This window comes from Shewanella sp. Actino-trap-3 (assembly GCF_002836275.1).
GTDB classification, from domain to species: domain Bacteria; phylum Pseudomonadota; class Gammaproteobacteria; order Enterobacterales; family Shewanellaceae; genus Shewanella; species Shewanella psychromarinicola.
This window is the reverse complement of the sequence record NZ_PJCE01000001.1, coordinates 3,723,214-3,748,905: the sequence shown is the minus strand read 5'-3', so window position 1 is coordinate 3,748,905 and position 25,692 is coordinate 3,723,214. Positions and strand designations below refer to the sequence as shown.

General features: G+C 44.1%; 23 protein-coding genes. 9 read left to right on the top strand and 14 right to left on the bottom strand.

Annotation, left to right across the window (positions count from 1 at the left end; translation table 11 throughout):
• Positions 1-9: 9 nt before the first annotated feature.
• Together CXF80_RS16165 and CXF80_RS16160 are read right to left on the bottom strand one after the other, a co-directional pair.
• Entirely contained in the window at positions 10-2,844 is a 2,835-nt protein-coding gene (locus tag CXF80_RS16165) for a hypothetical protein (protein ID WP_101033958.1), read from the bottom strand.
• A 228-nt stretch (positions 2,845-3,072) separates the two neighbouring features.
• The gene (locus tag CXF80_RS16160) at positions 3,073-3,447 is read right to left on the bottom strand and encodes a hypothetical protein (protein ID WP_101033957.1); all 375 of its coding nucleotides are present in this window, start codon (positions 3,445-3,447) and stop codon (positions 3,073-3,075) included.
• Between the two features lie 296 nt (positions 3,448-3,743).
• Here CXF80_RS16160 and CXF80_RS16155 point away from each other — a divergent pair, with 296 nt between their 5' ends.
• Positions 3,744-4,988, top strand: a complete 1,245-nt coding sequence (locus tag CXF80_RS16155; protein WP_101033956.1) for a potassium/proton antiporter — start codon at positions 3,744-3,746, stop codon at positions 4,986-4,988.
• 79 nt (positions 4,989-5,067) lie between these two features.
• Here the strand turns inward: CXF80_RS16155 and CXF80_RS16150 are convergent, their stop codons facing one another.
• The 5 genes from CXF80_RS16150 to CXF80_RS16130 form a co-directional block, all read right to left on the bottom strand.
• On the bottom strand, positions 5,068-8,259 hold the full coding sequence (locus CXF80_RS16150; RefSeq protein WP_101033955.1) for an efflux RND transporter permease subunit: 3,192 nt from the start codon (positions 8,257-8,259) through the stop codon (positions 5,068-5,070).
• A gap of 16 nt (positions 8,260-8,275) precedes the next feature.
• Positions 8,276-9,577, bottom strand: a complete 1,302-nt coding sequence (locus CXF80_RS16145) for an efflux RND transporter periplasmic adaptor subunit (protein ID WP_101033954.1) — start codon at positions 9,575-9,577, stop codon at positions 8,276-8,278.
• Between the two features lie 180 nt (positions 9,578-9,757).
• Positions 9,758-10,168, bottom strand: a complete 411-nt coding sequence (locus CXF80_RS16140) for a hypothetical protein (RefSeq protein WP_101033953.1) — start codon at positions 10,166-10,168, stop codon at positions 9,758-9,760.
• Between the two features lie 44 nt (positions 10,169-10,212).
• On the bottom strand, positions 10,213-10,389 hold the full coding sequence (locus tag CXF80_RS16135; protein ID WP_082707351.1) for a DUF3012 domain-containing protein: 177 nt from the start codon (positions 10,387-10,389) through the stop codon (positions 10,213-10,215).
• A 33-nt stretch (positions 10,390-10,422) separates the two neighbouring features.
• A complete protein-coding gene (locus CXF80_RS16130; protein WP_101033952.1) occupies positions 10,423-10,788 on the bottom strand; it encodes an STAS/SEC14 domain-containing protein in 366 nt (121 codons plus the stop codon).
• Between the two features lie 373 nt (positions 10,789-11,161).
• On the opposite strand from CXF80_RS16130, the gene arfB reads away from it, so the two are divergent.
• The 4 genes from arfB to CXF80_RS16110 all read left to right on the top strand — a co-directional run bounded on the left by arfB (position 11,162) and on the right by CXF80_RS16110 (position 13,758).
• A complete protein-coding gene (arfB, locus tag CXF80_RS16125; protein ID WP_101033951.1) occupies positions 11,162-11,578 on the top strand; it encodes an alternative ribosome rescue aminoacyl-tRNA hydrolase ArfB in 417 nt (138 codons plus the stop codon).
• A gap of 158 nt (positions 11,579-11,736) precedes the next feature.
• Entirely contained in the window at positions 11,737-12,183 is a 447-nt protein-coding gene (aroQ, locus tag CXF80_RS16120; protein ID WP_101033950.1) for a type II 3-dehydroquinate dehydratase, read from the top strand.
• Positions 12,184-12,279: 96 nt separating this feature from the next.
• Entirely contained in the window at positions 12,280-12,675 is a 396-nt protein-coding gene (locus CXF80_RS16115; RefSeq protein WP_101033949.1) for a DUF3859 domain-containing protein, read from the top strand.
• A gap of 75 nt (positions 12,676-12,750) precedes the next feature.
• The gene (locus CXF80_RS16110; protein WP_101033948.1) at positions 12,751-13,758 is read left to right on the top strand and encodes a class I SAM-dependent rRNA methyltransferase; all 1,008 of its coding nucleotides are present in this window, start codon (positions 12,751-12,753) and stop codon (positions 13,756-13,758) included.
• A 93-nt stretch (positions 13,759-13,851) separates the two neighbouring features.
• Here CXF80_RS16110 and CXF80_RS16105 read toward each other — a convergent pair whose 3' ends face one another.
• On the bottom strand, positions 13,852-15,618 hold the full coding sequence (locus tag CXF80_RS16105; RefSeq protein ID WP_101033947.1) for an alkaline phosphatase D family protein: 1,767 nt from the start codon (positions 15,616-15,618) through the stop codon (positions 13,852-13,854).
• 391 nt (positions 15,619-16,009) lie between these two features.
• Between CXF80_RS16105 and CXF80_RS16100 the strand changes: the two genes are divergently transcribed.
• Complete coding sequence (locus CXF80_RS16100) at positions 16,010-16,432, top strand: organic hydroperoxide resistance protein (protein ID WP_101033946.1); 423 nt, start codon at positions 16,010-16,012, stop codon at positions 16,430-16,432.
• 114 nt (positions 16,433-16,546) lie between these two features.
• Here CXF80_RS16100 and CXF80_RS16095 read toward each other — a convergent pair whose 3' ends face one another.
• From CXF80_RS16095 to CXF80_RS16085, 3 genes are all read right to left on the bottom strand, one after another.
• Positions 16,547-17,557, bottom strand: coding sequence for an LLM class flavin-dependent oxidoreductase (locus tag CXF80_RS16095; RefSeq protein WP_101033945.1), 1,011 nt, complete (start codon positions 17,555-17,557; stop codon positions 16,547-16,549).
• A 92-nt stretch (positions 17,558-17,649) separates the two neighbouring features.
• Entirely contained in the window at positions 17,650-18,174 is a 525-nt protein-coding gene (locus CXF80_RS16090) for a DUF3087 domain-containing protein (RefSeq protein WP_101033944.1), read from the bottom strand.
• Positions 18,175-18,469: 295 nt separating this feature from the next.
• Positions 18,470-19,237 (bottom strand): SDR family NAD(P)-dependent oxidoreductase, encoded by a 768-nt coding sequence (locus CXF80_RS16085; RefSeq protein ID WP_101033943.1) that lies wholly within the window; start codon positions 19,235-19,237, stop codon positions 18,470-18,472.
• A gap of 105 nt (positions 19,238-19,342) precedes the next feature.
• Here CXF80_RS16085 and CXF80_RS16080 point away from each other — a divergent pair, with 105 nt between their 5' ends.
• Complete coding sequence (locus CXF80_RS16080) at positions 19,343-19,678, top strand: winged helix-turn-helix transcriptional regulator (protein WP_101033942.1); 336 nt, start codon at positions 19,343-19,345, stop codon at positions 19,676-19,678.
• A gap of 45 nt (positions 19,679-19,723) precedes the next feature.
• On the opposite strand, the gene CXF80_RS16075 is transcribed toward CXF80_RS16080, so the two are convergent.
• Positions 19,724-21,184, bottom strand: a complete 1,461-nt coding sequence (locus tag CXF80_RS16075; protein WP_101033941.1) for an MBL fold metallo-hydrolase RNA specificity domain-containing protein — start codon at positions 21,182-21,184, stop codon at positions 19,724-19,726.
• Between the two features lie 369 nt (positions 21,185-21,553).
• Between CXF80_RS16075 and CXF80_RS16070 the strand changes: the two genes are divergently transcribed.
• On the top strand, positions 21,554-22,762 hold the full coding sequence (locus tag CXF80_RS16070) for a porin (RefSeq protein ID WP_101033940.1): 1,209 nt from the start codon (positions 21,554-21,556) through the stop codon (positions 22,760-22,762).
• Between the two features lie 237 nt (positions 22,763-22,999).
• Here CXF80_RS16070 and CXF80_RS16065 read toward each other — a convergent pair whose 3' ends face one another.
• Complete coding sequence (locus CXF80_RS16065) at positions 23,000-23,509, bottom strand: peptidylprolyl isomerase (protein WP_101033939.1); 510 nt, start codon at positions 23,507-23,509, stop codon at positions 23,000-23,002.
• A gap of 108 nt (positions 23,510-23,617) precedes the next feature.
• A complete protein-coding gene (locus CXF80_RS16060) occupies positions 23,618-24,958 on the bottom strand; it encodes a M20 metallopeptidase family protein (protein WP_101033938.1) in 1,341 nt (446 codons plus the stop codon).
• A 162-nt stretch (positions 24,959-25,120) separates the two neighbouring features.
• On the opposite strand from CXF80_RS16060, the gene CXF80_RS16055 reads away from it, so the two are divergent.
• Positions 25,121-25,639 (top strand): GNAT family N-acetyltransferase, encoded by a 519-nt coding sequence (locus CXF80_RS16055; RefSeq protein ID WP_101033937.1) that lies wholly within the window; start codon positions 25,121-25,123, stop codon positions 25,637-25,639.
• The last annotated feature ends 53 nt before the right edge of the window (positions 25,640-25,692 follow it).

Below are 25,692 nucleotides of genomic sequence, written 5' to 3'. Positions count from 1 at the left end.
TCGAGGTGATTACTGTGGAAAGTAAGCCCAACCTTGACGCCAGTCATTCTGGCCATCGAATGCACCAATAAAGTTGGTTGATTCGAAGAAGCTATCATCTGTGCTTAAGTCTTTACCTTTGCCAAGTAGCGTTATATCTGTAGCTGCTGGCATACCGTCGGTGAGAGTCACTGCAGCTGTTGAGTTACCTTCTTGGCCCATGAACCAGGTTTCAACATTGACAGCGTCTGCTGTTGCGGCATTATCAGAGCTGTACTTAAAGGGCTCGTTACAGTCGATAATTGAATGGGACATCGTCAGCGTTTTGCTGTTTACGTTGTCGACTAAACCAGCGTAAGAGCCATCTAACTCTAAACATTCGCCAGACTCAGTTTCAGCAGTGCTGCCTTTACGACCTTGAACTAACACGTTGTATAACTCACCAGCAGTAGCCACACGTAGTAAGATACCTTCACCTTTATCGCCACTTGCGTTAGCAATATCTGTACCCGGTAAAATAGTGAAGTTAGCTAATTTAGGCGCAGACACTGGGGTATCATTAGCACCTTTATGGCTATCACCTTCGATACCACGGTTAGCATTACCGTCTTCGTGAGTGATATACACAAACTGCGCTTTACCTGTCCAACCGTTAGTCCAATCTAAGCTGTCATCGAAGTTGTCAGTTAAGTACACATATTTCAAGTTAACCGCACCACCCCAAAACTCAACACCGTCGTCGCCGTTAGCGTGAATTTGAATATGGTCTACTTGAGTTCCGCTGCCCACTGCTGCAAATGAGATACCGTTCATTTCTTGAGTATCATTCACTTTAAAGCCAGCATACTTAATCACTACGTAGCTGATTTGACCGCTGTTGTCAGCGTTGTTGTTACCACCGTATGGGAAGTCACCGACTTCAAATGACGCTGAACAGGCATTATGATCAGGACAGGTATTGGTTAAGCCATTACCTAGAATAACCAATCCCCCCCACTGACCACGTTCGCCACTTGCACCCGCAATCACATCTTCTTCAGAAGTCATTTCAATGGGGTGAGTCGCACTGCCTTGAGCCATAATTTTTGAACCACGACTCACCGCGATAAAGCTGTTAGATGTCGCGAATAACTTAGTACCCGCTTGAATAGCCAATGTTGCAGGCGCAGTGTTATCACCACCGACGACTACCGCACCACCATCAATTTTGTACATTACGTTTTGGCCAGCAAGCAGCGTTGTATTGCTCACTACATTGCCTTCAAGGGTACAAATTAAGGTAATTGATGCATCTTTATATAAACCTGTTGCCGCTGCTGAAGCTGTTGTGCCTACTGGACAAGAAGTTAATACTGGTAATGCTGTTGGCGTTGGCGTCACATCGTCATGAATGGCTGTAGTCCAGCCTGTCGTCCAATCATTAGAGCCATCAAACGCGCCAATATAGTTAGCATTAACTAAACGCGCATCAAGGTTAGCCAAATCAGCTTTACCACCCGTTAAGGCAACAGATGATGAATTAGGCATGTAATCGGTTAAATCAGCTGCGGCAACCAAGTTATCGTCTTGCCCTGTGTACCAGGCTTCAACATCTAGCGCTAAAGTACGGCCTTCAGCAGCATCTGCCTTAGCATTTTTAAACGGTTCAACACAGTCAATTAAGCTGTTTTGCATGGTCAATTGTGCAGTATTGGCGTTGTTAACGGTATTGTCGTCGTTAACCTCTAAACATTCGCCAGAATCAACGTCACCTTTAACCAAAATGTTATAAGTATTCACCCCAGTGCCTTTACGGAACAAAATACCTTCCGCATCGTCACCGCCACTGTTAGTGCCGTTAGCCACTTGGATAGTGAAGTTAGCGAGCACTGGTTTTGACATAGGTACAGCACTTGCGTCACTGTTACTGTCGGCTTCAATACCACGGTTAGAAGCATTGTCAGCTTGACGGATATAAACGTGCTGCGCGCTACCTTGCCAACCGTTAGTCCAATCTAACGAGTCATCAAAGTTTTCTGTTAGTACGATATTTGTTACTGAAACATTACCGCCCCAGAATTCAAAACCGTCATCGTTATTCATGTGAACTTGTACGTGGTCAATTTCAGTACCCGCACCCACACCGGCAAAACTAATACCGTTCATTTCTTGGGTGTCATTGATTTTGAAACCACCAAACTCAACGCGTACATACTTGATTGAACCTGAATTGTCTTCGGTGTCATTACCGCCATAGCTGTGGTTACCCACTTCAAAAGACGCTGAACAATTGGTTAAATCTGGGCAGGTGTTTACTGGCGCATTACCCAATAACACTAACCCCCCCCACTGACCCGCTTTACCTTCTTGGCCTAAAGCCGTCTCAACAGACGTAAATACGATTGGCGCAGCTGCAGTACCGTCAGCCATAATTGTTGAACCACGGCTAATCACTAAATAAGAATCGCTGCCACCTAAGATTTTGGTGCCAGGTAATATCGATAACTCAACTGCATTGGCATTATCGCCACCGGCAATCACCGCGCCATCAAGCTGCCATACAACATCATTACCTAACACTATTTTGTCGCCATCTTGGCCACCGGTGGTAATGGTTGATGCTGCTGTTGAAGGGGCTAACGTACCTTTTAATACCCAAACTTCTTTACCATCAACGGCTGTCATTGTGGTGCTTTTAGTTGCAAAGCCACTGTATGATTTTTCTTGATCTGTCTGAGTTGGCGTTGTTGGAGTTGTTGGCGTAATAGGGGTAACGGTATCGCTACCCGCATTGATATTAATATCACCACCACAACCAGCAAGCCCTAATGTTGCAGCAAGGGCGGTAGCAAGTGCAGTAAGTTTAAAAATGTTTTTCAGTTCCATTGTCATCTCCGAAGACGGATGTAAGCGTGTGAGTAAGTTGGTTGGATTACAAACTAACCTGCAAAAATGACAAAAAGACTGCGTAAACATGACACTCACATTTCATTAACATTACAGAAATATGCAAGTCCAATGGTGCTGCGGCTTAGGGGGAGTTTAGGTTGACATAAAATTTTAACAAATTAGCCAAAATAACGGTTTCACTGCCTATACAACAAAGCTGAGTCTTTAATCGATACTGACGTATAACGTCCAAAGACCCAATATTAAGGCGCAAAATCCTGCTGGTCTAAACCAACTAAGGCAATGTTTTACAGCCCATAACGCAAATGTCTTATGGTGTTTTTCAGTCATAAAAACTAAAATAATAGCGACTACAAACAAAATCTTAGCTATTACTTCAAACACTAACGGATATAAGGTATTACGCGCATCGAGTAACAATGCTGCGCCAATCACTAACCGAGAAATGATTTCGACATAATGAAAATAATCTTGGCGACTAAATAGAACAATAGCATCAGCAAAACCTTGGGGCTTAAGCAGCATAAACAGCCCAACACCACAGGTAATAACGCCCCAAACACTAATGAATATGGCCATAATGTTTCCACTATGTACTTTTATGAGCTGATATTAGCAGTTTAAAATGTAATAAAAATGTTATTAGACTGCTATTATTGCGCGGGTAAACGATCTATCCATTATGATTAAAGCTAAAACAAATAGACTCATCCTGTTTATATCTCTATTTCCACAAGTCAATAATGCATGGTCTTTATTGCAACTCACTGATAGGATATGAATTAATATTAATAAATACTCATAAAACGAGTTTAGGCTAATTTAATGCTAAAATAGCCATTTAGTGCAATTTAAACTAGCCAAGGAGTGCCTATATGCCATCTGATATTATTATTTTAGGGATCTCCATTCTTATTGCTATTGGCATTTTGCTCCATCATCCTTCTAAAACATTAGGCTTACCCTCGCTACTCATTTTCATGGGCGTAGGCCTTGCTTTTGGTAATGGTGAATTTGGTTTTGTATACGACGACCTGAAGCTTACCTCGCTTATCGGTACCCTAGCGTTAAACACCATAGTGTTTGTGGGTGGGCTGAATACCCCAATGAAACACATTCAATTTTCTTGGAAAGAAGGCGGCATGTTATCCACCGCTGGAGTGATCTTTACAACGGTTATTTTTGGCTTTATCTTGAATGCGTTACTCGATTTTAACCTCATCACTTGCATGCTCTTTGCAGCGGTAGTGTCATCGACTGATGCTGCGGCAGTATTTTCTATTTTAGAATCCAAAAAGCTTAAATTAAAATATGGCACTGGCACTATTTTAGAATTCGAATCTGCTACCAATGACCCCGTCGCCCTACTGATGGTTGTCATGTTAACCGACTATATTATCAATAGTGCCAACGGTGCACCCACTGCATTGTCAATACTCTCTAGCCTAGTTCAGCAAATTGGTGTTGGGGTGGTAGTAGGACTAATAATGGGTAAGATGGCCGTTTGGGCACTTAATCGCATCAAGTTGCCAGAATTTGGGCTTATTCCGGTATTTATTTTGGCAACCTTTGCCATCACAGTATCGAGTACCGAAATCTTGGGCGGTAATGAACTGATTGCTGTGTATATTGCAGGGGTAATAATAGGCAACTATTTGAAGAAAGGCGCTGAAGTCAGTAAACATTTCTTCAATGGCATATCTTGGTTAGCACAATCGTTGATGTTTATCATTTTAGGCTTACAGATATTCCCACAAAAATTATTGCCTGTGTTGATGGTGTCTTTATTGCCCGCAATCTTGTTGATTTTAGTGGCACGCCCTTTAGCAGTACAGTTGTGTTACCTGCCTTTTAAACAAGTTAATTGGCGCAAGCGCTTGTTTGTGTCGATGATCGGCCTCAAAGGCGCCACCCCAATCGTGTTTGCGCTTATTCCAGCCGCTGCCGGCGTTGAGGGATCACGTGAAATGATCCACATGGTATTTTTCATTGTACTGATTTCGGTCATAGTTCAAGGTGCAGCTATCGAGCCGTTAGCCAATAAACTCAAGCTCAACTTAAAGCCTAAACCACCTAAACCGCCTAAACCGCCTAAACCGCCTAAACTGCCTAAAGTTTAAGGTTTAAGGTTTAAAAAAGCCTAATCAGATGATTAGGCTTGTGGATTTATTAAGCTAATGAGGTTTTATTTCGTTAGCTTCAACTCGGGTTAACTAAAACCTTGTCTCGATACAACCATTGATACACCGTTGGCAACACCAGTAAGGTCAAGGCTGTTGAGCTAAATAAGCCGCCGATGATCACTATCGCTAATGGTTGTTGGATTTCACTGCCCACGCCGGACGATATCAAGATTGGAATTAATCCTAATGCAGAGGTTAACGCGGTCATTAACACCGGACGTAATCGCCCAACAGTGCCTTCATACACACTGTTATATAGGCTTTCATCCATTGATTGTCTGCGCTGATTAATCGAGTCCACCAGCACCACACCATTGAGCACAGCAACGCCAAATAAGGTAATAAAGCCGATTGAACTGGGTACTGACAAATAAGTGCCAGTGGCATACAAGGCCACCACGCCGCCAATTAATGCCAACGGCACATTAGCCATAATCAAGGTAACTTGTTTAATTGAACCAAACGAGAAATACAGCAATAACGCAATCAGTGCGATAGAAATTGGCACCACCAACATGAGCTTTTGTTGTGCCCGTTGTTGATTTTCATACTGACCGCCCACCACCACGGTATATCCAGGGGGCAATTCAGCTTGCGGCACTATGGCATAAATATCGCTGACGACCGAACCCATATCGCGCCCCGCCACGTTAGCTTGCACCACGACTCGGCGTTGCACGTCATCACGGCGAATATTCGGCGGCGCCATTTCTGTCACCACATCGGCGAGATCCCCCAGCCTCACAATCGCGCCATTAGCACCACTGAGTAACAAGTCTTCAATCGCATCTGGGGCATTGCGATACTGCTTCGCTAATCGCAGGTTGATGTCATAACGGGCGTTACCATCAATCACTTGGCCTGCACTGGCACCCCCAATACCTTGGGTGACTAAACTCATCACTTCATCGACGCTGATGCCATAACGGGCAAGCACCTCGCGCTTAGGCCGAACCACTAATTGCGCCTCACCGCTGACTTGCTCTAACGACACATCAACCGCCCCGGGGATGGCAGCGACTAAGTCCGTCAACCGCTGACCTTTTTCAGACAATATCGTCAGATCTGGACCAAATATCTTAATCGCTAACTGCGCCTTAACCCCTGATAACAGTTCATCGACACGGGTGGCAATGGGCTGTGAGAAAGTCAGCAATAGTCCTGGGAATATTGCTAAACGTTGCTCCATCAAGCGTTGTAGTTCATAACGCGAACTTGCCGACGTCCATTGTTCTATCGGTTTAAGACCTATATAGATTTCAATATTACTCACAGGTTCAGGATCGCCGCCAAGCTCTGGCGCGCCAATTCGGCTTAAGGCATATTCCACCTCAGGAAACTCCAGCAACATGGCTTCAATTTTAGGCGCAATGCTGATAGAAGTAGCCAAGCTTGCCGTGGGCGCAAGAGTGACTCGCAAATTGATGGTGCCTTCTTCGAGTTCCGGCACAAATTCAGTACCTAACTTGGGCAGCAATAACATGCTTAACCCAAACAAACACACCGCGGCTATCATCACCCATTTTGGGCTTGATAACGCCAGCGTAAGAATACGTCGATAAACCGCATCAATGGGCGCTAACACTTTGCTTTGACGTACCACAATACCGCGTTTGAATAGGAATACCGCTAATGCAGGTACCGCAAATAACGCCACCACCAATGCCGCCATCATGGCTAAAATAATACTGATCGCCATTGGCTGAAATAACTTACCTTCTACGCCTTCAAGGGCAAATAACGGCATAAACACCACGATAATAATCGCCGTGGCAAAAAAGATCGGGTTGCAAACTTCTTTTGCCGCCAGCATGATCCTAATCGCAATGCTGCTGGGCTCACTCGTATCGCTAGCGTTGGCATCTTGCTGCTGACTTGCCACAGATTGCCCGCTGACATGCTTAAAGATGTTTTCAACCATCACCACCGAGCCATCAACCAACATACCAATCGCAACAGCAAGACCACCCAACGACATTAAATTAGCCGACATACCATAGTAAGACATGATCAATAACGCCAAACCGATCGACACCGGGATCGACAACAATACCAACAATGTCGCCCGTATATTGACCAAAAATAGCGCCAGAATAATTACAATAAAACCAAATGCCATTAATAACGCATCAATGACCGTGGTCACGGCTTTTTCAACTAACTCCGCTTGGTCGTAAAACACTTCAAATGACACGCCTTTTGGCAAGGATTGTTCAATTAAACTCACTCGTGAATTGATGTCATCAATGGTGGCTTTTGTATTAGCGCCCATGCGTTTAAGTACCACGCCAGCAACGACCTCACCCAATGCTTGTACATCGGATGATGAGTCATTATCAGCAGATGCCTGCCTACGAGACATGGTCACCGCGCCCACTCTTATTTCGCTACCAAATGCCACGTTAGCAATATCGGCCACGCGGATTGGCGTGCCATTGATTTCGGTTAACGGAATGTCGGCAATGGCTTGCAAACCAGCGTCACCTGCTGGCAATAAACCGTAACCACGGACCACTAATTGTTCTTGGCCTTGGTCCATAAACCAGCCGCCCGCATTGCGGTTATTACTTTCCAGTGCTTGGCTAACCTGGGTCATCGACAAGCCATAACTGCGCAGTTTATTGGGGTCGACTTGCACTTGGTACTGCAACACTTCGCCGCCAAATGACAACACCTCAGTCACGCCGCTCACCGGCATTAATATCAACTTCACCAAGTAGTCATTTAAGCTACGCAGTTCAGAAGCACTGATATTGGTTTCGGGATCGGCGCGCAAAATGTATTGATAAATTTGCCCTAAACCAGAGGTATTCGGGCCAATTTCAGGCGTACCAACACCTGCGGGAATAGACTCTTTTGCCGCTTGTAGTTGTTCAAATACTTGCTGGCGAGCAAAGTAAATGTCGGTACCTTCGGCAAACACTACGGTCACCAACGACAAACCCGTGCGCGATAATGAACGCACTTCAGTCACAGCCGGCAAGGCGTACATGGCTGATTCAACCGGATAACTGATCAGCTTCTCAACCTCTTCAGCCGCCAAGCCCTCGGCTTCTGTGTTGATGCTCACCTGCACGTTAGTCACATCTGGAAACGCATCTAAGTTTAGCTTTGGCAGCATTAATATTGAAGCCACCACTGTCGCGAGTAAGCCAAGTAAAACCAATAACCGCTTTTCAACGGCAATCTCAATTAATTTATATAACATGATGATGTCCTAGCGCTTAGTGGTTATGGATGTCAAAACCAGCTTTGGCTTGCTCTGAGGCTAAGAAAAAAGCCCCAGAAATAACCACTCGTGTTTGGGGAGCTAAACCGCGAATAAAGCTCAACCCACGTTGGCGTTCAACCACAGTGACCTCTACTGCGCTAAATCCACCACCATCTTGCTCAACAAACACTTGCCAGTCGCCATCACCACCGCGAGTTAAGGCCGCATCAGGCACAATAAAACCAGCAGACTTCGCCTGCTGATCGTCTGCTAGGTATAATTCGGCAAACTCACCTGCATGTAATTCATGGCCTGGATTAGCCATCCTCACCAATACTTGTTCTGTGCGGGTTTGCGGATTAATTTCATGAGAGCGGCCAATAATGACCCCATTACGAGTACGACTGCCGACATGAACCAACACATTGCTGCCCATATTGACTTGATCCGCTTGCATAGGCGTAACCTCAGCCTCTACCCATAAATACGATTCATCGGTCAGTTGCATCAAAGGCGTACCCGCTATTAGCACTTGGCCTAAGGTTGCGACATCTTGTTGTACCCGGCCATTAATGGAAGCTAATAACTGAAACTGGCCAATCGAACTCGGCGATTTGGCTAACGCAGCAATTTGCGCTGGGGTCATCATGATTGATTCTAAAATGGCCCGTTTTAACTCAGCATTCACTTCGATTTGCATGCGTTGGCTAGCACTGATGGTGCCAGGACTCATGCGCTTTATTCGGTCCCATTCCGTCGCCGCATTAATGTAGTTCGCTTGGGCGGCAGCAATCTCCGCTCCGCCTATGGTTAACAAAGGTTGGCCTTTTGTCACCTGCTCTCCAGGCACCACATGACGCTTAAGTACCTGCATATCTAATTGCGGTGCAATGGTAATGGTTTTATCTTTATCAACAATTAATTGCGCGGTAGCGACAGCCTGTAAATTAAAAGCTTGCAGACTCAATTGTGACACCTCTATCCCCGCTAATTGGCGCTGCTCAGTATTTAAGCTTAGTAACGACTGTTGGTGGTCAGTTTCGGCTGGCTGACTACTTGCCTGAGCAGGCAAACTAGATAACATTAATAATGAACCGAATAATGCTGAGCCGAACAATAATCCTCGAGAAACAGTTAAGTTACTTTGGTTATTTCTACGAGCATTGCTACGAGCATTTAATAGGGGATTTAACAGGCTTGTTAACTGAGCATGAGTATCTGTATTACTCACGACACGACTCACGGCACTATTCACAAGAGATTTGGCATTTAATGCTGCCAGCAAAGACAGAGGCGGTACTAATTTGGTGTTCATGGTTAATCCTAAAACAATCTAGACCGTCGATAGCCACATATGACATCAACGGTAATAAGTTTAGCCACCGCCATAAAAAGCTTCACATAACGTCATAATAGAATGCAAAAGCAGCACTCATTGGCGCAATGTGAGCGGATCAAGAGGGGGTTCTAAACAGTAAAAAAGTGTTTAAAAGGATTAAACGGTAGGAGGACGATAAGCAGGGAAAGGCGCTGGCGCCATATAGTGCAAGCTAACATTGCCATAAGCATCATGAAAATGTTCACGGATAACATTATCACCAAGCGTCACCAGTGCCACATGGCCACCATGACACTGACAATCTAAGCAGATATCAACTTGCTCAATCTCGGTGATGTTATTAGCATGCTGATGATCATCATTAGCTGAATGAATACGTGAACCGTCTAGCGCACAAGCACAGTCTACACATTCAGCAAGGGTAATCACTTCGGTAGTAAATTGCAGATGTGAATGATTATTTTGCTCTTCGTTGCTGTTGCCCACATGCAGTTGATGCGCACCCATATTGGCGCCCACAAATTGCAGTAACACAATAGCAATTAGTAATTTGGCTATGTTAGCCATAAAAGGCAAAACAGTATGACTCAACCACCTACTCCTAAACTAAATTATTTAAAGACGCAGTGTTTAGCATAATCGGCTGCTTCATTGGCAGTCCAATCACCACTTTGTTTTTCTTTCATCTGCTTACACCATGCTTCGCTACCGACTTCTGGTGCACATGCCGTTAAACTAAGGGTTAACAATAACGCACTTGATACGGCAAATAATTTTGATAATGACATAAGCTATCCTGTTCTAAAGTAATAACATCAATACTAACATTGCGATCGTTTGGTGATCCAAGTAACCGCATCTTGTTTACGTTCTAATGGAAACCAGGCGACTTCACCTTGCATAAACGGCCCCATTAACCTAACAGCATTACCGACCCAATCAGGGCCGCCCACAAACACTAAGGCATCAAACGCAGGTAACTGTACTTCACCACTGCCGGTTAATGAAGCAAATTCCCAGCCTTCCAACAACACATCCGCTTCAATGTAAAGACACACTTGATCCCAGTCTTTACGATAACTCTTAATGGCGGGCTGTAAACGGCTACGGTAATCTTGAGCCGATAAACGGCCGCTGACAAATAAACTAATGACACCCTTGGTAATATCGGGGATTTGACATAACATAACGGCAACTCCAGCCTTATAATCAGGCCATAGAACAGACTTTATACGGTGATGTTATCGTGTAAAGCGACAATGGCGCTTATGATAGCAAAACTATTCTAATCATTTCATTAAATATGTAATAACTCAGAGGCCAGTCAGGCTTTTTAGTTCAAAGCCCATAGTTAAAGACCAAGGGTTAACGCCCCCGCGGTTAAAGGCTAACGGGTCATTGAAACATCAACACAGATATCACCATAAGACAACTCTGAAAATTTTCCGCGTCTGCGGTAGAATAGACCTACATCACCCAACATCAACACTCATGCCTTAGCGACATTTAAGCACAACGATAGGTTTATCGACAGTCAATGAAGGGGGCTATCACAACCCAATGATACAAATTACTCAACGAGTCATATTGCAAGACAACGAAATTGAATGGCACTTTGTCCGCTCAAGTGGTGCGGGTGGCCAACATATCAATAAAGTGTCGACCGCCGCTCAACTCAGCTTTGATATTGCTTCATCATCGTTACCCGAATTTTATCAACAAAAGCTGCTTGAAAAAGCCGATCATCGCATTACTAAAAGCGGCAAAGTCATTATAAAATGTCAACAATCACGCAGCCAAGACTTTAACCGTCAAACGGCACTGGAACAATTTATTGAGCTGGTAAAAGGTGTTGGTATTGTTCAAAAAAAACGTATCCCGACTAGAGCAACAAAAGGCAGCCAAACGCGACGCATTGAAACCAAAAAACAACGCGGTGCCACCAAAGCGATGCGCCAAAATAAATCTGACTATTAATAAAAAAGTGAGCCTGCCATCGCTCAATCAATAAGGTTACACGCTAGTTGAGCATTTTTTGGTTTACCTGATAACCATCTTCGGTAAGAATGCTTGTTAAAAACCTATTTATGCTGCAGATTAAATCGACTTACGTTGCGATTTTTACAGGAACCGTCATGAGCCAAACAACAAAAATTTTATTGATCAACGGCCCCAATTTAAACCTACTCGGCCGTCGTGAACCCGGACATTACGGTCACCAAACGCTCACCACTATTGTTGAAGCGTTAAGCAAAAGTGCGGTCCAAGCAGGGGTTCAATTGGAACATATTCAGTCTAATGCTGAGTACCAGCTGATTGATGCCATCCATGGGACTGATGCGCAGTTTATTATTATCAATCCTGCCGCTTTTACCCACACCAGTGTCGCCTTGCGTGATGCCATACTCGGTGTCTCGATCCCGTTTATTGAAGTGCATTTATCTAACGTACATGCCCGTGAGCCATTTAGGCACCATTCGTACTTTTCAGATAAAGCCCTAGGGGTGATTTGTGGCTTAGGTGCGCAAGGCTATGACTTTGCGTTGCAAGCGGCAATTAAACACTTAACAGATCAACACTAATAACGACGATTTAATCGCCATTGATCCGCCTCATTGGGTATTTACGTCGAACACAATTAGGTCTCAATTGTTGCTAAATCAACAAAAGGATAGCGCTTGAGTAAGTTAACAGCGGATGTGAGCATTATTTACAGTGGAATATTCAGCCAATGGGACAGTAACAGTGATGACTTGCCACGCTTGTTACAGGCAACGGTTCATGTGCCCGCTATTATCGATACCGAATTTGGCTTTATCACTCGCATCCGTAAAGCCAAAAATCAAGTGCTAACCTACTGTATTTACCACCCGGATATTACTGATAACAATGGCAATATTCGTCTGCCATTTGATGGTGAAGTGTTTATTAAACAAAACGATTGGCGCTTTTACTTGGGTGATTGCATTTGGGCACCCATCACCAATAAAGTCGGTAACTGGCGAATGACGCTAGAGCTAAACGGTAAAATCATTGCCAACAAAACCTTTAAAGTGCATCTGCCAGATGAATAGTCTCTGCCGCAACTTCACTAAATCGGAATGTTTGCTATAATCCGCGCCAATTGCCACTCCATTTAACGAGCTCCCATGTCCATTCAAGCTGTTTTAGCCGATGCGTTAGCCAAACGAGCCACTTTTTTTGAGCAAGCGGCCCACAATAATACTGATTGTTATCGCGTTTTCCATGGCACTGTTGAAGGTGAGAATGGCCTGAATATCGATCGTTACGGTGATGCATGGCTAATCCAAACCTTTCATCAAACATTATCAGCGCAGCAACTTGAAGACATATCAAGACTACTTACCGCCCATGCTGACTACCATATCGTTTACAACGACCGCTCTGGCAGTCATTCTCGGGTGGTAAATCATCCCGAAAATGAAGCCCAAGACTACGCGCAATCGACCCAAGTTATCCAAGAAAATGGCATTCTGTTCACGTCAAAACTGCGCCATGAAGGTCAAGATCCATTATTATTTTTAGACATGCGCATTGGCCGCGAATATGTTCGTAATAATAGCCAAGGCAAGACGGTGTTAAACCTGTTTTCATACACTTGTGGGATTGGAATTGCCGCCGCTATGGGCGGCGCTCGTAGAGTGATGAATGTCGACTTTTCATCATTTGCATTGGCCGCGGGGCAAACAAATGCCGAGTTAAACAATGTCACTGATGTGTGTGAATTTGTCCAAAGTGATGCCTTTCCGGCGCTGCGCCAATTGGCGGGTTTACCGATAGGCGGACGTCGCAATCAAAAACTGCCAAAATACCCCAAGCTGCGCGCAACACAATTTGATTTAGTCTTTTTAGACCCGCCACGTTTTGCCAAAAGTGCCTTCGGTATTGTCGATCTCGTCAATGATTACCAAGGCCTATTTAAACCTGCTGTTCTGGCGACAAAAGTCGGCGGCACTTTAGTATGCTGTAATAATGTCGCCAAAGTGGATCGCCAAGCATGGTATGACAGTTTAGTGCGCTGCGTTGAAAAACAAGGGCGTAAAGTTATTTATAATCAATGGCTCGACTGTTATGAAGATTTTCCGTCATTTGATGATAATCATCCGTTAAAAATTGTCGCTCTGACCATTAATTAACCTCGATTCGGATCTTGTTTCCAACAGCTTTAGCAATAAAAAAGCCACCTGAAGGTGGCTTTTTTACATCCAATGTAGATTAAATGACACTACCTATGACGAAACGGGCATCACTTTAGGGCTACCCGCCGCGCTAGTGGCACTGTAACCACGCCCATCTAACTGAGCAAACGTCTTATTTAAAATCGTGTCTACATATTGCCAATCACTGCGCACTTCATCTTGAGTAAATGTCAGTAGCAAGTAACCGCGGTCTTTTAAGTTGGCGTAGTTAAGATCGGCGATCAAATCAACGATCGCCGCTTCTGTTGCTGGCATTTCAGCATCAGACAATCCTAAATAGTATTCCAGCCCAGGAGACGATACTGAACTGGTGGCAAATTCTATCCCCACTATATCCCCGCCACTGTCGGTTAAATTACTCGCCCATGCATTATGAGTATCACCGGCAATAACCACCAAGTTATGATTTAACGATTTTGCCGTCGCTAAAATAACTTCACGCTCGTAAGCATAACCGTCCCAAGCATCTAAGTTGTATGGAATGGCTGGTAGTTGTAGCAGTGCAATAACCTCAGGGGTTAATTTGTCTTGATTAGCTTGTAGGTAAGCCAACTCTTGTGTGGTTAATGTCGGGTCGCCCGCTTGGGCGCGACCGGCTAATTGCGCTAATCCGGCAAGTTCTGCAAACTGCGGAATACTCATTTGTTGAGTGGCAATGGCCGCTGGCATTAACATTTTACCCATTAGCACCTGTTGACCCAACACTTGCCACTTAGCAGTAGACTGTAATAAGGTTTGCTGTAACCACAATAATTGTGTCTGGCCTAGCATAGTGCGGTTGGTATCGGTCACATCGGCTAGAAAGGTTACGTTGTTAAATGCCCCCGTCATCGCATCAATGTATTGGCTATATTCTAACTGCTTATCGCGAGCCAGTACCCGAGTATCGAGCATATGCAAATCAACCAAATTACCAAAATTAAAGCTTCGGTAGATTTCCTCATGATTACCTTCGCTCCATGGGCGAATTGGCAGCCATTCAAAGTAAGCTTGCAGTGCCGCCTCTTTGCGCTGATCAAAATCGCCTTCACTATCGTTATGATTTTCGGCACCGTCTTTCCAGGTATCGTTGGCCACTTCATGGTCGTCCCACACGGTAATGAACGCCACTTTGGCATGCAGTTTTTGTAAACTGGCGTCACTACGATACTGACTGTAACGAGTCCGATAGTCGTCTAATAGAAATAGCTCGCCGGCTGGCAACACTTCACGATCCAGCTCAATGGCATGCTCACTGGCATATTCACCGCGGGCATACTCATATAAATAATCACCCAAATGCACCACAGCATCTATATCATCTTGCTGCGCCGCCATTTCGTATACATTAAAGTAACCCGCGGGGAAGTTAGCACATGACATTACCGCTAACGTTACCGATGCGACACTGCCCTCGGGTAACGTGCGCGTTTTGCCCATGTCCGATATTGTGTCACCGGCTGTAAAACGATAGAAATACTGCTGACCCGCCTCCAGACCGACCGCGTCCACTTTAACGGTATAGTCACGATCTTTAGTCGTCACCATTTGGCCGTTAGTGACTAGCTGAGTAAAGTTACTGTCGGTGGCGACTTGCCATGACACCGTAATATCACCTTCAACATCGGGCGTGACCCGGGTCCATAAAATGACTGCATCGGTTGCGGGATCGCCACTGGCAACACCTTGTAAAAACTGCCCTGAAATAGCATCGTCATCATCACTACTGCAGCCCATTAATCCATACGACACGACTACCGCACCGACGCCTTTAGCTGACATTGCCAGAAAATCACGACGAGTCACAAACCGTTTCATAGCCTATCCTTATTTTTATCGTTAGCTGTTTATACGGCGATGCTTAGCATCTGCCTAAGGGATCTAATGAGACGCTATTGTGAAAGCAAATGATGACATAAAGGTGACAAAATAATGACAAGCTAATCATATTGATATCGAGGAGCAGATACGAATTGGGGCAATAAAATAACGGTAAGTAGATACAATAAAAAATTAAATTGCGCACAATGTAGTTGCAAAGGATAAACTCTCGAGTTATAGTAAACACAATTAGATTGTGCGCAACTTAATATCGTTAATCACTTGATATGATCATCACTTAGTAACATCAACAAGATGTCGATATGAGCCAAAGCAATCAACAGAATTTTTACCACCAATATTTTTAACATACTTTATGAGGTCTATTATGAAAGCGTTATACACAACTTCAGCTACAGCACTAGCAGGTCGTAATGGCCAAGTTTCTACTGACGACAAAAAAGTTGATTTACAGTTAAGTTACCCAAAAGAAATGGGTGGCAGCGGTGAGTTTACTAATCCAGAACAGTTATTTGCTGCAGGTTATGCCGCGTGTTTTTCTAACGCGATTCTGCACGTTGCGAGTCAAACTAAAGTGGCGATCAAATCGGCTCCAACCACGTCTACTGTGGGTATAGGCGCCAATGACAGTGGTGGTTTTGCATTAACAGTTGCGCTAGCCGTTGAACTTGATCTGGACCAAGCAGAAGCTGAACAGTTAGTTAAAACAGCTCACCAAGTTTGCCCATACTCAAACGCAGTACGTGGCAACATTGATGTAAAACTGACTGTAAATGGTCAAGCTATTTAGCCTTTTTGAGCTGACCAGTTTAGATCTGACAGACAAAAAAACCAAGACATGTGTCTTGGTTTTTTTATGCTTTTAGCCACCATCAACTAAGCAATTGTGCAGCAAATGGGTATGCTATTGCTTCACGCTCATTAAAATATCTAAGGCGCGTAAACGGTGCTCGCTGTCATACAAGTCATTGGTAAACATCAACTCATCTACCCCAAATTGCTCTACAAACATCTCTAATTGATGCTTAATCGTTACTGGGCCGCCGCAGATAGACAAACTTAAAAAGCTATCAACATAGTTTTTTTCTTGCTCGCTCCACAGGCCATTCATGCTGTCTATTGGCGGTTTAAGCCACATTTCTTGGCCACGAATTAACGCTAAAATACGCTGTTTAGAGGTAGTGCTAAGATGCTCTGCCTCGGCATCGGTTGGCGCGGCAACTAAAGGCAGGCCGACCATCACATAAGGTTTATCCAGCACAGCTGAAGGAGTAAATTTACGTCGATAAAGCGCAAGGGCTTCAGACAGAAAACGCGGCGCAAAGTGGCCAGCAAACACATAAGGCAAGCCTCGCTCTGCCGCTAATTGCGCACTGAATAAGCTAGAGCCTAATAACCAAATAGGCACATTGGTGTCTTCACCAGGGATCGCTCGCACCGCTTTGCCGTTACTGTGATGACGCAGTTCATGTGGGCCGAGTAACGATTGCAACTCGCGCACCTCATCAGGAAAATGTTCTGCCCGTTGGTTATCACGATTGAACGCTAAACTTGTGACCGGATCGCTGCCTGGTGCACGGCCTAAGCCTAAATCAATTCGTCCAGGATACAGACTGGCCAAGGTGCCAAACTGCTCTGCCACCACGAGCGGTGGATGGTTAGGTAACATAATCCCACCAGCACCAACACGAATGCGCTCAGTACCACCGGCAATGTAACCGATTAAAATTGAGGTGGCAGAGCAAATAATGCCCGGCATATTGTGGTGTTCGGCTAACCAAAAACGTTTCACATCACGGCGTTCGGCGTACTGGGCATAACGTAAACTGTCTTGTAAGGTCTCTGACACAGTGGAATCTTCACGCATCGGCGCGAGTTCAAGTAATGAGAAAGGAATATCTGCCAATATTGACATCATGGCTCCTTATTTAAGGTAAGAATTGATGGCATCTACTGAAAAAATCAAGCTGTCGAGCCAGCAAAAAAGGTTATCAGCAGATGATAGATCTAAAAGTCTTTTAGCATTTCGGGAGTAAACTCATCCACATCAATAGAAAAACCAGCAGCGTCAATAGACTTTTGGAGTTTATCTAACTCATTGTTCACGTTTGACATGGTTAAGGTGTTGTTATCTAAATTATAAACTAACGCTAAGCTTTGATAATAAAAACACAGTATCAGCAATGCATCGCGATTATTATCTTTAGCGGCTTGTTGAATCGATTTTAGTTTACGAAAAATTTTATTCTGTAGCTGTTTCAATTGCCACACATAATACACTTCATAAAACTTCGGTTTTTGACGTAGGTTTCGCACCAATAAACTGCACACCATCAATGCCAAAATAACCCCGGTTAAATTCAAATGAAAATTACCGGTCGACTCTGCACCTGGTAATGGTTTCACACCGAAAAAGTAGATCAGCAACTGACCAAATATCAGCGACAAAATGGCTAATGTCGCCAGTAATCCTATCTGCACTAAATTGTTGGCCGAACGATATTGGCTCTTATTTATGTTGACTAACTTCATCACGCCACTCACATCTCTTATTTTGTGCATAGCTTAACGTGTCACGCCTATTTATAGAATGAAATATTAACGCTTATTAAGTGTGATTTAATCTAATGGCGCTCAAAATAGGTCGACTGATAAGACGGGGCGACGAAGATCGCCCCAAACAGAACCCCTCAAACAAAAATACCTCAAACAGCGCCTTAGCGGATCGCCCCCTAAGCAGCCGATGTTGAACACCCTGTTGTATTATTTGAGCAATGGTTAAACCGTCAATACCATGGCTCGCGGTGTTGCGGTGAAGAGGTGTAGATTAATTACGTCCTGCCATCACGCCGCCATCAATATCCCATACGGCGCCCGTGACCCAAGATGCTTGCTCTGATAGCAAAAACACTATGCTATTAGCGACATCGGCCGGACTACCCACTCGGCCGATAGGATGAAATGCATTGAAGCTTTCAAGCACACTAGCCATATCTTCAGGTTCAATAAAGGCTTCATAAATAGGTGTACTCACCACGGCAGGTGATACCGCATTAACTCGAATATGGTGCTCTGCCAGTTCCATTGCCATGTGTTGCGTTAAGGAATGCAAACCCGCTTTAGCCATAGAATAGGCACTTGATGGGGTGGCTTTAATGGCTTGTTTAGCCCACATAGAGCCAATATTCACAATGCTTCCACCGCCATATTTAATCATGTTGTTGCTAACCGCTTGCGAAATAACAAAAATCGCTTTGTTAAGATCCATGTAAGTATCGTAATCACTTACTTGATGGTCTAAAAATGGCTTAGGATTAAAAGACCCTGCTGCGTTAACCAAATAAGCAATCTTCTTGTCTGTTGAGTTGATCATATTAATCAAACGGGCAAGGTCTTGTGAGTCATATAAATTAGCTTGAAGCCCGCTTACACTGCCTAATGATGAGAGTTGCGCCACTGCGGTATTGAGCTTATCGACTTTGTTACCAACAATAATAGTATCGATACCTTGAGCCACTAATTGCTTTGCTGTTTCAAAGCCAATACCACTTGTGCCGCCAATAATTAGCGCTGTTTCTTGGGGTAAATTCGTCATGTGTTCACACCTAATGTAAGAGTAAGTGTGTTAAGCTTATGGGTAAACTATCCGATTGAATAGTAAGTACAAATCGGTGACATAGGTACTTTTAGGTACATATTGATGAATACAAAAGAAAAAATATTCCCTCGAAAATCTGCCCCAGAAAAAAGTGCCCGTATGGTCGAAACCATTTACGGCTGTAAATGGTCTTTAACTGTGTATCAGTTATTAGCCAATAACATTAACCGTCCCGGTGAAATGGTAAAGTCAGTAGAAGGACTCAGCACTAAAGTGCTTAATCAATGTTTGAAGAAAAACATCGAATTTGGCATTTTGAATAAAATTAATTACCCTGAAATTCCACCCAGAGTGGAATACCAAGTGACCGAATTTGGGCAAAAATTTATGCGCATTTTAGATGACATCGAAAAGCTGCAACACGAAATTGATGCTTAGCCCGCAGGCTAAGCAATCGTTCACCTCATAACACATTTATTTGAATTAAGTTTCTGACCCACTTGCCTTATTCAGCCACACGAACTCAGGTAAAGCGTTTAAGTCTAAGCAATCTCCTCGCTCAGCAATGGCGCTATTTTTCGGTTTATTGGCACTGTCTTGATTAAGCGCTTCAATCAATACTTGCTGTGCGTCTAGTTCACCATGTACCAATATCACTGCGGGAGATTGCTCAAAATGGCGATACCAAGACAATAACTCGGCTTGGTCGGCATGGGCTGATAACCCACCTACCGTATGGATACTTGCAGCAACCTTAATACTCTGGCCATGAATCGTCAGTTCTTCAGCACCGTCGACGAGTATTCGGCCTGGCGTTCCCATTGCCTGAAAACCACAAATAATAATATCGGCTTCTTTACGCCATAGGTTATGCACAAAATGATTACGAATGCGGCCGCCATTACACATACCACTGCCCGCAATAATGATTAATCCTTTATGAATATCGTTCAGCTCTATCGACTCTTCAGTGCTACAGACAAATTCAGCACTGGATAACAAGGGATGTTGCCCAGAAGATAAGCGGGTAAAACGCTTAAAGTCATCGTCCATCAATGGATAATTGTTAACATATACCTCGGTTGCTTTTATCGCCATTGGACTGTCTAAACAAATACGCCAACGTGATAAGTCCCACTCTTTGGCATATAAATGAAATAGATAAAGAAGCTCTTGAGCACGTCCCACCGAAAATGCTGGGATCAAAATATTGCCCCTACTTTCATGAATAGTTCGTTTGAAAATTGATTTCAGTTCAACCAAGGTATCTTGCCAACTGCGATGCAACCTATCGCCGTAAGTACTTTCCATTAGCACTAAATCAGCTTGTTCAATAAACGTTGGGTCATCCAAAACCGGCATACCTGCACGACCTAAATCACCACTAAAAACCAGTTTTTTCTGTTGAGGTTTATTGCCTAACCACAACTCAACCACCGCAGAACCCAGAATATGTCCCGCATCGGACAAACAAACCTCTACCCCATCGGCAACCTGGACGCGTTGACCGTAATCTACCATCACAAACTGCGCCATAACTTGCTCAACATCCTCCTCGGTAAATAGCGGCTCCAGCGGTTCTAAATCATGTTTTGCACGTTTTTTATTTTGTCTGTCGGTGTCTCTTTCTTGCAGCATAGCCGCGTCACGCAACATCACATCACATAACTGCGCGGTGGCTTTTTGAGTATAAATGGGCCCAGTAAACCCCTGATTAATTAGATAAGGTAGACGACCGGAATGATCAATATGTGCATGGCTTAATACCACAGCATGGATATCTTGCGCTTGGAATGGAAAAGGATCGTGATTACGTAACCAGTCAGCTTTACTCCCTTGAATTAACCCACAATCAAGCAGCACTTGCTGCCCTTTGACTGTGAGTAAATGGCAAGATCCAGTGACCTCTTGAGTTGCGCCGTGAAACTGCAAAGTCATGTCCATAATGTCGCCCCCGATAAAATCGATAACAGTGCTAAATTAAGCGTATGCCATTGGTGAAATAAAGTCGCGATCTACATCAAATAAACGCTTAAAAAACACACTAGTTATAAAGCAAATAAAAATTCATATTAAATGCATAAGCAACCGCAATATAACATTTACTTACAATTATTAACCATCCTACAACCCAGTGTTAACACTCAATTTTGCTAAGTCATTGAACAATGTATTTTAAGAGATATATCGCCTTTTTTGAGCATATTTCACTTTGTGAGTCACTCATAGGTTTGATATTCTCCGTCGTCTTAATGGAAAGATATCTTAACGGACTAAGCTGTGCTTACTCAAACAACAAGACAAGAGATTAAAATGAACAGAACATTAATTGCAGCATTAATTTCAACCATTCTTATCGCACCCTCAGCGTCGGCAATCGAAATTTATAAAGATGATGTCAATGCGGTTAAAATTGGCGGCTTTATCGATGCGCGCGTGATCAATACTCAAGGTGAAACAGAAGTTGTTAACGGTGCTTCACGCATTAATTTTGGTTTTAATCGTCAGCTACAAAATGACTGGAGAGCCTACGCCTTGCTTGAATGGGGTGTAAATCCGGTAGGTAGCACAGACATTGTTTACAACAATCGCTTTGAATCAATCCAAGAAGAGTTTTTTTATAACCGTTTAGGTTATGTCGGTCTCGCACATGACACCTACGGTAGCATCACAATTGGCAAGCAATGGGGTGCTTGGTATGACGTGGTTTATAGCACAAACTATGGTTTTGTGTGGGACGGTAACACTGCTGGTGTTTACACTTATAACAAAGATGACGGCGCCGTAAACGGTGTCGGTCGTGGCGACAAAACAGTTCAGTATCGCAACAGCTTTGGCGACGTCAGTTTTGCAGTGCAAGCCCAGTTAAAAAACTCTGCTTTTTATACCTGTGATGTCGAAAATATTACCGAAAGTGCCTGTGAAGAATTGTGGGACTCTGGCTCAACGGCAGCACAACAAGTTGAGTTCAATTATACTTATGGCGGTGCTGTCACTTACCAAGCAACCGACAAGTTAGTGTTAACCGCCGGGGTTAACCGGGGTGAGTTTGATGTGAACTTTGCTGATGGTGGCTCATCCACTGCGGTTGATCTTATTTACGGTATGGGGATCACGTGGGGCAACTTTGACCAAAACGGTTTTTATGCCGCTGCCAACGTGAATAAAAACGAAAATCACGACACCGACAACATCGGCCGGTTAATTAACGACGCTGTGGGTCTTGAGTCATTGTTCTCATACAAGTTCGATAATGACATTCGTGCTTTTGTGTCATACAACGTACTGGATGCGGGATCTAACTATGTGATCCAACCTAACTACAATGCAGACCCTAACGACGTCTTTAAGCGCCAATTTGTGGTAGTAGGTTTGCACTATTTATTTGACCCTCAAACGGTGATATACATTGAAACTCGTAGTGACTTCAGTGACTTTACCAGTGCTGACAAAGTACAACAAGCCAGAATGGAAGTGTCTGAAGATGACGGTATCGCCATCGGTCTTCGCTACACGCTTTAATCTGAACCTCTGTGCTATATCTCTGTGCTATTGCTAAATAGCAGATCAAATTAATAGCAGATCAAAAAAGGTTCGACAGTGATGTCGAACCTTTTTTTATGGCTGTTGTTAAGCTAACTAAAACGCGCGCTTAAATCAGCGCGCCTAAGCCACAAGGCTTAAAAGACAAATGCTGAACAACACATTTAAACAAGCACTCAAAAAAGCACTTAAACCAAACCCCTTAAACCACCGCGCTTAAGCAACGGGTTTCTCGTCAATTATCGTTACTTTCTCAACCACAATCTGCTCACGCGGCACATCATCATGGCCCGCAATAGTCGTGGTGTTAACCCGCTCCATTTGTTGGATAACTTCCATACCCGCGGTCACTTTAGCAAACACCGCATAACCCCACCCTGCATTAGTTGTCGCAACGTGGTCTAGAAAATCATTGTCAGCGACATTAATAAAAAACTGCCCAGTAGCAGAATGCGGCGAATCCGTTCGCGCCATGGCTAACGTGCCCAACACGTTTTTCAAGCCTTTATTGGCTTCATTGGCAATAGGGTCGCGAGTTGGTTTTTCTGTCATTTTGGCGGTTAAGCCACCACCCTGCACCATAAAACCTTTAATAACGCGATGAAAAATAGTGCCTTCATAGAAACCGTCTTGGCAGTATTTTAGAAAGTTTTTTGAAGAAACCGGTGCACGTTCCATTTCAAGCTCTACGGTAAAATCGCCAAGGTTGGTGCTAAAGATAATCATATACTGCCATGTTCCAAAAATGAGAATAGCCGCCAGTATATTCTATAGTACCGAAGGCGGCTATTACGCTTATCCTTGAATGAAATCCCTGCCCTTTACATTTTCCACTTATTGGGCGGGCTGATTAAATAAATCCATCGCGGTGCGCGTCATCGCCCGAACGCCTGTGCGGATGGTTAACGGATAATCTGGCGCAAACTGGCTAGAATGCAAAGACGGCAAGGTATCGCCCGACTCAACACTTGCTTGATACTGGCTAGGTTCTACCGCGCCAAGCCAAAATAAAGTAATAGGGCGTTTCTCTGGTGTCAGTCCATATAAACCAAAATCTTCGCCAGCCATTACCGGTGGCGCCACCAGTACATTATCGCTGCCTAATTCGGCTTCGATACTGGCTTTAACCTTAGCGGCTAACGCTGGATCATTATAGGTTGACGGAATGGTTTCATCATCATGCACATACACCACAGGCATTAACTCATCTGCTAAGCCTGCGCTCAATGCAATACCTGTAGTAATACGTTTAATCGCCGCTATTTGCTGCTCACGCACCGCCGGATTATACGAACGCAAGGTCAGCTGAAGCTTCACTTCATCGGAAATAATATTGTGCTTTGAGCCTCCATGAATCGAGCCCACAGTCACCACATTAGGCTCTAACGGCGACACTTCGCGGCTCACAATAGTTTGCAGTGCAAGTACGGTGCGCGCAGCAAGTACTACCGGATCGATGGTGGCGTGCGGATAAGCCCCATGGCCACCTTTACCCTTAATGGTAATATCAACCGAATCAACATTCGCCAAGGCATAACCACTTACGGTACCTACTTTACCCGCAGGGATTGACGCACTCACATGCAAACCAATAATGCTGTCTGGTGTCGGGAATTGGCTAAACAAACCCTGTTTGAGCATGGCTTTGGCGCCGCCGCCAACCTCTTCTGCAGGTTGAGCCACCATTATTAACGTGCCTTGCCAATCAGCTTTGTGAAGCATTAATTGTTGTGCAGTGCCAATTAAACTGGTCATGTGAATATCGTGGCCGCAACCATGCATAATGCCCACGGTACTGTTGTCCGCATTAAGGGTTGTCACGGTCGAGGCGTATTGTTTGCCCGTTTGTTCAATAATAGGCAATCCATCAATATCAGCACGGATCATCACTACAGGGCCGCTACCATTTCTAACGATGCCGACCACACCATAACCGCCAAAATTAGCAGTCACCTCAAAGCCTAATTGTTTCAGTTCTTGCGCCATGCGTTGGCTAGTGGCTTTCTCTTGATATGACAGTTCAGGGTGCTGATGAAGGTGTAAATAAAGCTGCTCCAGTTTAGGTAATGCTTTAGTTACAGAGAGATCAAGATCGCTCGCGCTAGCAGTAACAGACAACAACGAAGCTGAAAACACTAACGCTAATAAGGGATATGCAATACGTAAGCAGGTCATATTATTATTCTTAATTGTCGGGAATTGAGTATGTTAACCTAGCATAAGCTTAAGCTACTTTGTAATGGATTTTCGTTAACCCCAAGCCAATTAAGGGATAAAGTTTGTAGTGGCATAGTGATTAAGTCATTGCGGCCATAAAAATAATAGTAAGGGAAACCAATGACAGTCATTACTGAAACACCAAGGTTAATTATTCGACAATTTACCCTTGATGACGCGCCAGCCGTATTACACTTCAATACCCCAGAACAAGTCAGCCTCTATACCGGTGACGCGGGAATGTGCACAACATTAACCGACGCCGAAAACATCATTACCAATATTTGGTTAGCTGAATATCAGCAATACGGTTTTGGCCATTGGGCCGTGGTACTGAAACAGACCAATACTGTGATTGGTTTTTGTGGTTTTAAAAATGAAACCCGCATTAATGCCATCGATATTGGTTATCGCTTACACCCTGACTACTGGGGTATTGGCTTAGCCACTGAAGCCAATCAAGCCTGTATTGAATATGCCAAACAACACATGGATTTAGACATCGTCTATGCCGATGTTGTCGATGCCAATAGCGGCTCGATCAACGTGGCCACAAAGTTAGGCATGACATTTCATTCTCAATTCCAACGAGATGAATTTACTTTTAATCGTTATGTCATGTTATTGAACGGCAACTAACGAGCACTTATCTAAGTACTAACGCTAAGCTCTAAATCTAAGTACTAAATCTA